Consider the following 12,491-nt stretch of genomic DNA (forward strand, 5'->3'; position numbering starts at 1 on the left):
TATAGCATCTATGACCCAGATACCCCAGGATACAGGACAAAAACGGTCCGGTCGGAAAAGAGAAGGCGTTGCCATTTTATGCCTTGTTCTGGCCGTGGGGGTTCTGACGGTGCTTGAAACCCGCATCACTCCCTTTGACACGGAGCTGCCCCTGTCATCCACCGTGCTGATGTTCATTTTGATAAACATCAACCTGCTTTTGCTGCTTACCCTTCTGCTGCTGGTTTTCAGGAATCTTGCCAAACTCTACTATGAGAGAAAAAATAACATCCTGGGTTCCAAAATAAAGACCCGCCTGACCATTGCTTTTGTTGTCCTGGCCCTTTTGCCCACCACAGTGCTGTTCTTTTTTTCCATCCAGTTTATATCCACCTCCATTGCCTTCTGGTTCAATGCCCCTGTGGAGCAGACCCTGGACGCCTCTCTGTCCGTAGGACAAACCCTGTATGATTATATTGAAGAAAAAAATGCCTTTTTTGCCAAACGGGGGGCGTTTCAGATCCATTCCCGGGATCTGCTCAAGCCTGAAAACCAGGAAAAACTCACCCGGTATACCCAGGTGATCCAGCGGGCCTTTAACCGCCACGCCGTAGAGGTCTACACCCCGGATGCCCAGCGGGTAAGCCTCTCTTTAGCCAGCGAACTGGAGAACATGCATTTTGGACTGCTGACCACCACGGAATTAAGGAGCATCCCGGATGGCAGCACCAGTTACGCCGTTTACCAGACCATGGACCAGGGGGAATTTTTACGCACCGTATGCACCATCCCCTTTGAGGTGGCACCGGACAAGGCTGCCGGATTTATTGTGATCACCACCCTGATGACCCCGGATCTGTCTGAAAATTTAAAATCCATTCTCAAAGGCGTGGAAGAGTACCATCAGCTCAAACTGACAAAGAGGCCGGCCCAGATTTCCTATTACATTGCCTTGTCCATTGTGGCGCTCCTTGTTATTTTCTGTGCGGTGTGGTTTGGCTTCCATATTGCCAAGTCCATTACCATTCCCATTATGAAATTTGCCGAGGGCACCCAGCGGATCATAGATGGTGACATGGAATATCAAATCGATTTCAAGACCGACGATGAGATCGGTACCCTGATTGAAAGTTTCAACTCCATGACCCGCCAGCTCGCCGAGGGCCGCCGGCAGATCGCCCTGTCCGAAAGCATGCTCAAACAGCAGAATGTCGAGTTGAAAAAAAGCCGCCAGTACATTGAGATCGTTTTAAAAAACATTTCTGCCGGTGTTGTATCCATTGACAATGAGGGGACGATCACCACCATGAACAAGGCTGCCGAGTCCATGCTGGATCTTGACAGCCATGATATCCTTAATAAAAATTTAAAAAAAGTCCTGACAGAAGAATACCTGGCTTTGGCCAGCAAGATATTTGAACAGGCAGAGCAGGGGGGCACCCATTTCAAGATTCCTGTCTCCGCCACCGTGGCCGGCGTACCCAAGCATTTTTCATTGAATTGTACCACGCTCAAGGACGATACCGGCCAAAATCTGGGGGCTGTACTGGTGTTTGATGACGTGACTGAACTCGAAAGAGCCCAGCGCTTAGTGGCCTGGCGGGAGGTAGCCCGCCGCATTGCCCATGAGGTGAAAAATCCGTTAACCCCCATTAAGCTGTCTGCCCAGCGCCTTAAACGAAAATACGGCAAAATCATTGATGATGAGGTTTTCAGCAGATGTGCAGACACCATTGTGGAGCATGTTGATCTGATCCGGAACCTGGTGAACCAGTTTGCCGCCTTTGCCAAATTTCCGGATACTAATTTTGCTTCGGCCCGCATTGAAAATATTATTCTTGAAAGCGTTGCCCTGTATAAGGAAGGGTTGGAACAGGTGGACATCCAGACCCGGTTCAAGGACAATATCCCCACCTTGAAACTGGATCATCAGCACATGAAGCAGGCCTTTATCAATCTTATTGACAATGCGGTTTACGCCGTGAACAAAAAAGGCTTCATTGTGATTGATCTCTCCTATGACCCTATTCTTAAAATCGTCCGCATTGAAATCGCAGACAATGGAAAGGGTATTTCAGACAAGGACAAGACCAAGCTGTTTGAACCCTATTTTTCCACCAAGAAAACGGGTATGGGACTTGGGCTTGCCATTGTGAACTCCATTATTTCAGACCACAACGGCGTGATCCGGGTCCAGGACAATCAACCCCGGGGCGCCAAATTTATCATTGAACTGCCTGCCGAAGGGCCCTGATGGCAAATACTAAATATAGAAAGGATTTAATATGTACCCGGCAGTCCTGATTGTTGATGACGAATCCACCATTATTGATTCCCTGGAAGGTATTCTTTCCGATGACGGATTCGAAGTCATGCATGCATTCAACGGATATGAAGCCCTTAAAAAAATTGACTCCCATTCCCCGGACATTGTGCTGCTGGACATCTGGATGCCGGGCATGGACGGCATTGACACCCTCAAAGAGATCAAACAGCATCACCCCAGCCTGCCGGTGGTCATGATCACAGGCCACGGCTCCATTGAATCTGCCGTGGATGCCACGAAATCCGGTGCCTTTGATTTCCTGGAAAAACCGTTATCCATTGACAAGGTGATACTCACCATCAACAATGCCCTGAATTTCAGAAAACTTGAGGAAGAGAACCGGTACCTTCGCAAGAAAGCCATTGAAAAAAATTCCATTACCGGCACAAGCCCGGCAGTCCGGAAACTTTACGGCGAAATTATGGCTGCTGCGCCCACAGATACCTCCATCCTGATCACGGGTGAAAACGGCACGGGCAAGGAGATGGTGGCCCGCACCATTCACCAGTTCAGTACACGTCCCGAAGGTCCCTTTATCATTATCAACTGTGCGGCCATACCCGAAGCGCACCTGGAACCTGAACTGTTCGGCCATGAGAAAGGGGCCTTTGAAGGGGCCACGGCAAAAAACAGAGGCAAATTCGAACTGGCAGCAGGCGGGACCCTGTTTCTGGATGAAATAGGGGATATGAGTACCAGTACCCAGGCCAAAATGCTGCGGGCCCTGGAATCCAAAACCTTCCAGCGCATCGGTTCCAGCCGTACCCTGCACATGGACGTGCGTGTGATCGCTTCATCCAACAAAGATCTTGAAGCGGAAATCAAAGAAGGCCGGTTCAGGGAAGACCTGTTTTTCAGGCTCAATGTCATACCTATCCATGTTCCGGCCCTAAGGGAAAGGATCGACGATATCCCCATACTGGTGGATTTTTTTTTAAGTCAACTGGCTGAAAGGTCCTCTGCATTTAAGAAAACGCTGTCCAAGGAGGCCCTTGAGCTTTTAAAACAATGGCATTGGAAAGGCAATGTCAGGGAACTTAAAAATTTGATGGAGCGCTTATCCATTATGGTGGAAAGCCAGGTTATCGGGAAAGAGGATATCCCCGGGCCTTACAACCCCGGGATTGAAATTTTGCCTGAGACAGGTGAAGCGCGCACCCGGATTTTTACCATGGAAAAACTGGACCAGGCAAAAGCAGCTTTTGAAACGGAATTTATCCGTTCAAAGGTGGATCGGATGGACGGAGATCTCCAGGCTGCTGCCAAACATATGGGAACAAGCCTGAACTTTGTCAAAAAAAGAATATCTAAAAATTGATGCGTATTAACCGATGCGTATTATCAGTGGTGCCTGCCGGGGCAGAAAACTTGTCCAGATCCAGGGAAAAGATATTCGTCCCACCTCGGACCGGGCCAGAGAAGCTATATTCAATATCCTTGGCCCCGGTATCCGGGCAAAAAGGGTGCTGGACATGTTTGCCGGTACCGGTGCCTTGGGGCTTGAAGCCTTGAGCCGCGGGGCGGAATCTGCCGTGTTTGTGGAAGCGGCCCGGTCTTCCTGCAATGTGATCAAACAGAACATTGATTTGTGCCGGATGGCGGATCAGGCCCGGATTATCTGCCATGACCTGGTCAACGCGTCTTTACCGGTATTCCATCAGCCCTTTGATCTGATTTTCATGGATCCCCCGTACAATAAAGGGTATCCCGAACAGGTGCTTGGGAAACCAGGTTTTTCAGAACTCCTTGCACCCGGGGCAATTATCATTGTGGAACAGTCTGCCAAAGAAACCCTTAACAACCCCGTAAACAGCCTTGACAAATACCTGGAAAAAAAATACTCAAGGACAACTCTTACATTTTGGCGGAAATCCGCCACAGACGACAAGGATGCGTATGACTGCCCCAGAACGGAAAATTGCCATTTACCCCGGTTCCTTTGACCCCCTGACAAACGGACATGTTGACGTCATCAGACGGGCCCAGGAAATTTTTGACCATGTGATCGTGGGGGTGCTGCACAATCCGTCTAAAAAAAAACCGTTGTTCTCCCCCAAGGAGCGTATCTCCATAATCGAAGAATGTTTTAAAGACCCATCGGTGGAGGTGGACCCCGCAAGGATTGAGGTGGAGACCTTTGATGGGCTTCTTGTTGAATATGCCCGAATGAAAAAGGCCGTGGCCATTATCCGGGGCATGCGGGCGCTCTCTGATTTTGACAATGAATTTCAGATGGCGCTGATGAACAGAAAGCTCAATAGGGAGGTCCAGTCGGTCTTTCTTATGACCGGATTGCGCTGGATTTTTACCTCCTCGTCCATTATTAAGGAGGTGGCCCGGTTTGGCGGGGATATCTCGGATATGGTTCCCGAAACCGTGGAACGCAGGGTAAAGGAGAAATTTGCCCGGACAGTGACCTGATAACTTAAGTCAATTTAAAGGATATATAAACGTGGACTTGTGGCAGCTTCATATTTTTGTTTCCGTGGTTGAACAGAAAAGTTTTTCCAGGGCATCAGAACAGATTCATTTATCCCAGCCCACAGTGTCCACCCATATCAAGGAACTGGAGGCTCATTTCCAATGCCGCCTGCTGGACAGGCTGGGCAAGGTGACCGAGCCGACCCGGGCCGGTGCGATCCTGTATGGCTATGCCAAACAGATGCTGGCGCTGAAACAGGAAACTCAGTCCGCCATGCTGGATTTTCTAGGGCATACCAAGGGACAGCTTCTCATCGGCGGGTCAACCATTCCTGCCGGGTATATCCTTCCCAGGATGATGGGGGGATTTAAAACCGCTTTTCCGGATGTATCCATTCTTCTGACGGTCGGAGATACCGACCAGATCACCCGGGCTGTCAAAGACGGTGAACTGGAGCTGGGCGTGGTGGGTGCAAAAACCAGTGATCCCGACATTGTCCAGGAGAAACTGGTTGAAGATGAAATGAAACTCGTCGTGCCCACCGGCCATGAATGGGCACACAGGACAAGTGTGACCTGCAAGGCGTTGCTGTCCCAGCCACTCATTGCCCGGGAACCGGGGTCAGGTACCTGGAAAACCGTGATCTCAAGTATGGAAAAGGCCAGGGTTGACGTATCCCGGCTTGAGCCTGCCGTGACCATGGGAAATTGTGTTTCAGTCATTCAGGGCATTCTCAACAATGTGGGCATCTCCATTCTCTCCACCATTGCCGTGGCCGAGGACCTGGCCAGAGGGCGTCTGCATGCTCTGAGTGTTGAAGACCTTGACCTGTCCAGAAATTTTTATCTGACCCTGTCCCGGAAGAGAACCCGGTCCCCCATATGTGAAAAATTTATTCAATTTTTAAAGGACCAGGTATCGGTCTGAACGTATTATCATTCGGTGACAAACAGGTTCAGCGCATCAATAAATTCGGGGTCCTGTTCATCCATTCTCTGGATCCGTTCCCTGTGCATCCTTTTTTTCAGTTCCCGGAAAATACCGCGCTTTTTGTCAAACCCTGCGGCAAAGGCCATGGCATCCTTCATCAGTTCTTCCTGGTTTTCACAGGCTTTGACAAGCACATTGGTCATCTCAAGATCCGCTGCGGTCATCCGTTGGCCGGACAGCAGCATATGATTGAACATGTATTCGGGTACAGCCTTGCGTACAACAGCGATCATGCCGGGCAGAAGGGGAATGCTGACATCCACTTCAGGAAAACAAAAAAATCCTTTGTCTTTTCTCATGAACCTGAAATCGCAGGCACAGCTTAAAATGGCACCGTTGCCAAAGGCATGGCCGTTGATGGCAGCAATCACAGGTACGGGAAAAAGCAGCAGGCGCTTGAACACATCGTTCATTCCATACATGAAGTCAATGATGTCCTGCTTTTGCCCGGCAGCTAATCTTTCACCGATCCATTCCACATCAACACCCTGGGAAAAGTTTTTTTCATCCGTGGCGGTAAGGATCATGGATTTCACTTGGGCATCTGCCTCTACCTGATCAAGACACCGGGTAAAATCCTGTGCAAAAAGTTTGTTCATCCGGTTGGCAGCGTTACACATCGAAACGATTGCCACAGCATCTTTTCTCTTCCATTGGACAACGGCCAAAACGCCCTCCTGTTAATTTAGAAAATAAATATAATATTCGGAAGATAAATTAAATAATGCCATATTTCAAGGGACTAAAACTTCATTGACAAGCGAATCGATTTCTGACAAGCTTTTGTGAATACCGTATATTTCGGCGAAAATCGTTATGCCAAGGAAGACGCCATGATTTTAGGATTAGATGTCGGAGGCACACATACAGATGTTGTTTTTCTCAGCAGAAAAGGTGTACAAAAACATGTAAAGGTGCCCACCCAGCCGGACAATTTGTTTAAAAGCGTTCTTTCAGGGTTTACTTTGATTCTTGAAGACGTTGATCCGGGATGTATTGAGCGGGTTGTCATCTCCACCACCCTGACCACCAACGCCATTGTCCAGCAGACCGTGACACCGGTGGGTATGATTGTTTCGGCCGGACCGGGCATAGATCCTCAAAATTTCAGGACCGGGGATCACTACTATGCCGTGGGCGGCTCCATCAACCACCGTGGCCGGGAAATAGAGCCGGTTAATGAGATGGAAATCCGGGCTGTGGGTGACAATCTCAAAAAGGCCGGCATTGAGTATGTGGGGGTGGTTAGTAAATTCTGCGTCCGAAATCCTTCCCATGAAATTTTGATCAAGCGGATATTAAACACGCAGTTTAAACAGATTTTTCTGGGGCACCATGTTTCCGGCAATCTGAATTTTCCCCGGCGCATTGCAACAACCCACATGAACGCGGCCGTATATCCCCTGCACAAAGAGTTTTTCCAGGCCGTTGAGCAATCCCTTGAGGAGATGGGGCTGACCGTACCCATTCAGATTCTCAAGGCTGACGGCGGCACCATGACATTGGGTGCCTCAATGGCATTTCCGGCCCAGACGGTTTTGTCAGGGCCTGCAGCCAGTATCATGGGGGCGATTCCCTATGCCCCTGAAGGCCAGGATGCCGTTGTCCTTGATATCGGCGGTACCACCACGGATATTGCATTTCTGGTGGATAAAATTCCATTGCTTGAACCCGTGGGCATCCAGCGCGGGGGATACAAAAGTCTGATTCGGTCCCTGAGAACGGATTCCAAAGGTATTGGCGGCGACTCAGCCCTAAGGGTCAATGAAAAGCGCAAGCTTACGGTGGGACCGGACCGTATGGGGCCGGCCATGGCCTTTGGCGGGCCTGTGCCCACACCCACGGACGCCCTGGTGGTTTTAGGGCTCATGGAAGCGGGGGACCAGGACCGGGCCCGGCAGGGTATAAAGTCCATTGCAGATCAGCTGGGCATGGAAGAAAAACAGGCTGCGGAACATATCTTTAAAATCTGCTGCAACATCATTTTGAAAAAAACCTTTGAGATGATAGATACCTTGAATGCCAAGCCTGTTTATACGGTCCATGATTTCCTTGAAGGGTACAAGTTCAGTCCGGACACGATTCTTCTCATGGGGGGGCCGGCCAGATTCTTCGCCGACAAGATCCAGGATATGTATCAGCTTGAAACCATTGCGGTTCCCTATGCTTCAGTGGCAAATGCCATTGGCGCGGCTCTTGCCAGGACCACCTGTGAGGTCACGGTGAATGCAGACACAGAGCAGGGCGTGGTAACCGCCCATGAAGAGGATTTTGCCGAGCCTGTTTCCAAATCTTTCTCCCGGGACGATCTGGAGGAGACCGCTTACAGCCTGCTTAAGGACAAGGCGGAAAATGCAGGGGCTGATCCCGACAATCTCAACGAGGTGGAAGTGGTGGAATTTCAGGAGTTTAATATTGTGCGCAATTTTTCTCCCAGGGGAAAAATTCTTCGGACTAAAATTCAGCTTAAACCCGGCCTGATACATGGGTATGAATCAATGCTTAACCGGCAGGCCCAAGGAAGTTAAAGGGGATACCATGTTAAACGCATCTCATAAAACCGGGCTGGTCTTTTTTCCTGCATTTGACTGGGCCATTGATCCCACCCACCCTGAAAGGGAAGAGCGGCTTCTGTATACCCAGGACCAGGTAACCGAAGAAGGGGTTTTTGATATACCCGAAATTATAGAGTACAAACCTGAAATTGTAACGCCCAAAGATTTACAAAGAGCCCATTTCTGTGTGCCTGATGAACATACCGTTACAACCAAATCCCATCTGATATCTGCCGGCGGTGCCAAGGCCATTGCCAATGCCGTTATGTTAAAAGAGGTCAAAAACGGCTTTGCTCTGGTCAGACCTCCGGGACATCATTCCATGCGGGTGACCCACGGAGGCCGGGGGTTCTGTCATATCAATGTCGAAGCGGTCATGGTGGAATATATCCGTTCCCAGTTCGGGGTCAAACGTATTGCCATCATTGATACCGACTGCCACCACGGAGACGGCACCAATGATATTTTCTGGCATGATCCTGATGTGCTGTTTATCTCGCTGCACCAGGACGGCCGGACCCTGTATCCGGGCACAGGCTTTCCCGGTGAACTGGGAGGTCCCAATGCCAAGGGGTCCAATTTGAATATCCCGCTTCCCCCGGGGACTTCCACCACAGGGTATCTCTATGTTATTGAAAATTGTGTGCTGCCGGTACTTAAGGCATTCAAGCCTGATCTTGTGGTGAATTCCGCCGGCCAGGACAACCACTATACAGACCCTTTGACCAATATGAATTTTTCGGCCCAGGGGTATGCGCGTCTGACCGCCATGCTTAAGCCGGACATTGCGGTCCTTGAAGGGGGATACGCCATTGAAGGTGCCCTGCCTTATGTCAACCTGGGTATTATCCTTGCCATGGCAGGTATTGATTATTCCGGCGTGGTGGAACCGGATTATAATCCGGAAAGGCTCAAACAGTCGGTGAGTATTACGGACAAAATCAAAAATACCTGCGATCAGATCATGACCTACTGGGATCAGCGGTATGAAATGAGAGAAGCCGCCGGGGAACCCGGGCAGATTATGATCCGCCACCGTGAAGTTTTTTATGACACGGATAATATTTTTGACCGCCAGAAAGAAAAAATACGGGTCTGCAGGGATTGCGGCGGCAGTTTTGAGGTGGATTCCAAGGCCATGCCAGGCCATCATGTTCTGGGCGTTCATATTCCCATCAATGCCTGCAGGGCCTGCCAGGAGCAGGGCTATGAATTTTATGACCAGGCAGATAAAACCAAGTACCAGCGCATCTATCTTCAGGACCGGACAAAAGATTTGTATGAGATCAAACAATAGGCCCTGCACCCAAAGCAAAAAAAGATGCCAGGTTCCCAATTGTTGGAAAATTTAAAAAAAAGATCCCTTGTCAGCGAATTGACAAGGGATTTTTTCCGTTCCATGGATTTTTTCGAGGTGGAAACCCCGCTTCGGTGCCCATCAGTCATTCCCGAAGCCCATATTGATCCGGTGACATCCCAGGGCGCATATCTTCAGGCCTCACCGGAACTGTGCATGAAACGGCTCTTGGCCCGGAGTGCAGACAAAATTTTCCAGATCTGCAAATGCTTTCGCCAGGGTGAACGCGGTCAGCGCCATTTACCTGAACTGACACTTCTTGAGTGGTATGCTGCCCATAAGACATATGAGGACCTCATGGATCAGTGCCAGGGCCTTTTGCGCCATATTGCACAAGGCGTGGGCACACCGGGACGCCTGGTCTATCAGGGCGCATCCCTGGACCTGGCAGGCGCCTTTGAGCGGATTTCGGTTGCCGGGGCGTTTGAGCATTATTCCGATATTTCTTTGGACGAGGCCCTTGAATCCGGGCGCTTTGATGAGATTCTAAGTTTTGATATTGAACCCCATTTAGGCACAACCCGTCCCTGCTTTCTCTATGATTACCCCATATCCATGGCCAGCCTTTCTGCGGTCCATCCTGAAAAACCGGATACGGCCCAACGGTTTGAAATGTATGTCGCAGGCATTGAACTGGCCAACGGATTCACGGAGCTGACCGACCCCGAACTCCAGAGAAAACGGTTTGAAACGGAAAATGAACTGCGCGTCAGCCAGGGTAAGACAAAACTGCCGCTGCCTGAAAAGTTTTTATCCGACCTTGCCTTGATGCCGCCCGCTGCCGGCATTGCCCTTGGCATGGACCGTCTTGTCATGCTGTTCTGCGATGCCCCGGATATTGAGCAGGTTGTGGCTTTCCCGCCCGAGTGGCTTTAATTCCGGGGATCTTTTATGGTCTGGTAAAACATGCCCCGCTTCTGAAGGACAGATTCAACTTTATTTTCCAGAATCAGCTGTTTTATCAAAATTTCAAGTTTTCCCTTTTCAAGGTTCAAGGCCGCAGTCAGGTCTTCCACGGTGCAGGGACGGCGGTGAATGGTTTCCATAACCATGGCTTCCATCTGATCGTCGCTGATATGGTCGCCTGATGCCAGATCCTTTACACGGGCAATGATCTCCACATTGCCGGCATCAATAATCCCGGCCACCCGGTCAAGATCCTGTTTTGAAGCGGGTTTAAGCCCTGTTACAGCCCCGGGGCGGTCCAGGGTATTGAGTTGAACCCGGGCAGGGCTGATGTCCCGGATGATTTTTCCCAGGATTTCAAGTTCTGCTTTGGCATCGTTGATCCCGGGCAGGATAAACACCTCCAGCCAGAGTTCTCCCTGGAAAGACCCGGCAAACGCGTTGAGTCCGTCAATAACCTCATGAATCTCAAGCTGTCCGGCAGGCCGGTTGATCTTTTTAAAGGTCTCGGGGGTCACGGCATCCAGGGAAGGCATGACCAGATCGGCCCTGCTAAGATCCGTTCTGACCACGGGGTCGGACAGCAAGGTGGCATTGGTCAGTACAGCTACCCGGATTTTTGCCCTTTTTTCTTTGATAAACGCAATGACCTTGCCGATGTCCGGACTTAAGGTGGGCTCTCCAGAACCTGAAAATGTCACATAGTCCGGGTCAGGATGGTTTTCAAAATAATGGGAAAGTTCTGCTTGAACCTCGTCAAAGGGAACATATTCCTTTCTCTCAAGGGTCAGGTTGGTGGTCGGTCCGCACTCGCAGTAAATACAATCCAGGGTACAGGTTTTGTGACATACAAGATCCACGCCCAGGGAAAGCCCAAGACGCCTTGAAGGGACCGGGCCGAATATATGGTTATATCTCATGAAACTCCTTGTTATGCATGCAACGTTGGCATTGATTTGAATGATTTCATTTTTCATGGGCTGTTTTTGTACACTTATTTTTTCTCCAGCACCTCCCGCACTTTTACAAACAGGTCATCCATTGAGAACGGTTTCTGGATGAAGTTGACGCCCTCGTCCAAGACCCCGCGGTGTGCGATCACATTAGCTGTGTATCCTGACATGAACAGGCACTTGAGATCGGGATAGTGATTACAAATGTTTTCGGTCAGGTGCCGGCCGCGATCAAGGTGTACCCCTTTCTCTTAAGCCAGCATTGCAAATTCTCCGGGTATAAAGCCAGCGTGAACCGCGCAATAAGCTTCATCGAATGTCGTGTTGCCCGTTTCAATGGTCATCTTGCCCACTGCCTTATTCCGCTCTGTGATGTCTTCAACGAGCGCCAGCCCGAACAGAGGCGAACTCGAAGGCTCGCAAATCGCTCCTGCATGAATGATTAGGAGCAACCGGTTGGATTCTTTCAGATCTTCGGGGTGACAGAACTTTATCCACGTATCTATGGATACGGGTGATATTTCATCCAGGGTATAGCCGATAATATCGGCCCGCACATGGTCCGTGATGTCCTCGCCAATGGACTGAAACGCCACGACCTTTCCCCCGGCGTCAAACAGCGCTCTGTTGGTCCATCGCTGCCAGCGGATTTCGCCATCCAGTGCAAGCGCTTTATGCTCGTTGGACTGGGCCGGAGATTCGGCCGTTAGAGTGGATAACGCGTGCTTAACCTGTTCGTGTGCTTCCTTGGGAATAAGTGACAAAAAAGAGGAACCGAACAGTGTTTCGGCTGTCTTGCCGAGATATTTACTATAAGCCTCATTGACATAGGTCAATTCACCGCCGGGCAGAAAACGGCAAATTTTAAGATTTGTGATGCCGTGGTGATCAATTGTGTGGGATGCTGTTGCCAAGTCGGTTACCATGGCGTCTATTCTGCCAAACGATACCGCTTGTAACCCTTCGAGGTTGTCGCGGACAAGCATGAGGTCAATTCTCGGTA

At 50.1% G+C, this 12,491-nt stretch carries 11 protein-coding genes; 8 read left to right on the top strand and 3 right to left on the bottom strand.

Annotation, left to right across the window (positions count from 1 at the left end; all coding sequences use genetic code 11):
* Positions 1-10: 10 nt before the first annotated feature.
* Genes AB7U36_RS00115 through AB7U36_RS00135 form a run of 5 tightly spaced genes read left to right on the top strand, consistent with a single transcriptional unit; the run spans position 11 to position 5,654 of the window.
* Positions 11-2,233, top strand: a complete 2,223-nt coding sequence (locus tag AB7U36_RS00115; protein ID WP_428157766.1) for an ATP-binding protein — start codon at positions 11-13, stop codon at positions 2,231-2,233.
* 31 nt (positions 2,234-2,264) lie between these two features.
* A complete protein-coding gene (locus tag AB7U36_RS00120; RefSeq protein WP_428157767.1) occupies positions 2,265-3,623 on the top strand; it encodes a sigma-54-dependent transcriptional regulator in 1,359 nt (452 codons plus the stop codon).
* A 13-nt stretch (positions 3,624-3,636) separates the two neighbouring features.
* The gene (gene rsmD / locus AB7U36_RS00125; protein WP_428157768.1) at positions 3,637-4,248 is read left to right on the top strand and encodes a 16S rRNA (guanine(966)-N(2))-methyltransferase RsmD; all 612 of its coding nucleotides are present in this window, start codon (positions 3,637-3,639) and stop codon (positions 4,246-4,248) included.
* Positions 4,202-4,726, top strand: a complete 525-nt coding sequence (gene coaD, locus AB7U36_RS00130; protein WP_428157769.1) for a pantetheine-phosphate adenylyltransferase — start codon at positions 4,202-4,204, stop codon at positions 4,724-4,726. The genes rsmD and coaD overlap by 47 nt, the downstream gene beginning before the upstream one ends.
* A gap of 31 nt (positions 4,727-4,757) precedes the next feature.
* Complete coding sequence (locus AB7U36_RS00135) at positions 4,758-5,654, top strand: selenium metabolism-associated LysR family transcriptional regulator (RefSeq protein WP_428157770.1); 897 nt, start codon at positions 4,758-4,760, stop codon at positions 5,652-5,654.
* An 8-nt stretch (positions 5,655-5,662) separates the two neighbouring features.
* Here AB7U36_RS00135 and AB7U36_RS00140 read toward each other — a convergent pair whose 3' ends face one another.
* Complete coding sequence (locus AB7U36_RS00140) at positions 5,663-6,385, bottom strand: enoyl-CoA hydratase/isomerase family protein (protein WP_428157771.1); 723 nt, start codon at positions 6,383-6,385, stop codon at positions 5,663-5,665.
* A 165-nt stretch (positions 6,386-6,550) separates the two neighbouring features.
* Between AB7U36_RS00140 and AB7U36_RS00145 the strand changes: the two genes are divergently transcribed.
* The 3 genes from AB7U36_RS00145 to epmA are packed head-to-tail and all read left to right on the top strand — an operon-like array spanning position 6,551 to position 10,505.
* On the top strand, positions 6,551-8,245 hold the full coding sequence (locus tag AB7U36_RS00145; RefSeq protein WP_428157800.1) for a hydantoinase/oxoprolinase family protein: 1,695 nt from the start codon (positions 6,551-6,553) through the stop codon (positions 8,243-8,245).
* A 10-nt stretch (positions 8,246-8,255) separates the two neighbouring features.
* Positions 8,256-9,569, top strand: coding sequence for a histone deacetylase family protein (locus AB7U36_RS00150; protein WP_428157772.1), 1,314 nt, complete (start codon positions 8,256-8,258; stop codon positions 9,567-9,569).
* 24 nt (positions 9,570-9,593) lie between these two features.
* Positions 9,594-10,505 (top strand): EF-P lysine aminoacylase EpmA, encoded by a 912-nt coding sequence (epmA, locus tag AB7U36_RS00155; RefSeq protein WP_428157773.1) that lies wholly within the window; start codon positions 9,594-9,596, stop codon positions 10,503-10,505.
* Here the strand turns inward: epmA and AB7U36_RS00160 are convergent.
* Positions 10,502-11,455 (bottom strand): radical SAM protein, encoded by a 954-nt coding sequence (locus AB7U36_RS00160; protein WP_428157774.1) that lies wholly within the window; start codon positions 11,453-11,455, stop codon positions 10,502-10,504. The genes epmA and AB7U36_RS00160 overlap by 4 nt on opposite strands.
* A gap of 284 nt (positions 11,456-11,739) precedes the next feature.
* Positions 11,740-12,474: a PAS domain S-box protein gene (locus AB7U36_RS00165; protein WP_428157775.1), complete on the bottom strand. Its 735-nt coding sequence runs from the start codon at positions 12,472-12,474 to the stop codon at positions 11,740-11,742.
* Positions 12,475-12,491: the final 17 nt, after the last annotated feature.

The organism is Desulfobacter sp., assembly GCF_050177295.1.

Excerpts from the sequence above, each read along its gene's own strand:
- AB7U36_RS00115 (WP_428157766.1), top strand. The coding sequence starts at position 11 with ATGACCCAGATACCCCAGGATACAGGACAAAAACGGTCCGGTCGGAAA.
- AB7U36_RS00120 (WP_428157767.1), top strand. The coding sequence starts at position 2,265 with ATGTACCCGGCAGTCCTGATTGTTGATGACGAATCCACCATTATTGAT.
- rsmD (WP_428157768.1), top strand. The coding sequence starts at position 3,637 with ATGCGTATTATCAGTGGTGCCTGCCGGGGCAGAAAACTTGTCCAGATC.
- coaD (WP_428157769.1), top strand. The coding sequence starts at position 4,202 with ATGACTGCCCCAGAACGGAAAATTGCCATTTACCCCGGTTCCTTTGAC.
- AB7U36_RS00145 (WP_428157800.1), top strand. The coding sequence starts at position 6,551 with ATGATTTTAGGATTAGATGTCGGAGGCACACATACAGATGTTGTTTTT.
- AB7U36_RS00150 (WP_428157772.1), top strand. The coding sequence starts at position 8,256 with ATGTTAAACGCATCTCATAAAACCGGGCTGGTCTTTTTTCCTGCATTT.
- epmA (WP_428157773.1), top strand. The coding sequence starts at position 9,594 with ATGCCAGGTTCCCAATTGTTGGAAAATTTAAAAAAAAGATCCCTTGTC.
- AB7U36_RS00160 (WP_428157774.1), bottom strand. The coding sequence starts at position 11,455 with ATGAGATATAACCATATATTCGGCCCGGTCCCTTCAAGGCGTCTTGGG.
- AB7U36_RS00165 (WP_428157775.1), bottom strand. The coding sequence starts at position 12,474 with ATGCTTGTCCGCGACAACCTCGAAGGGTTACAAGCGGTATCGTTTGGC.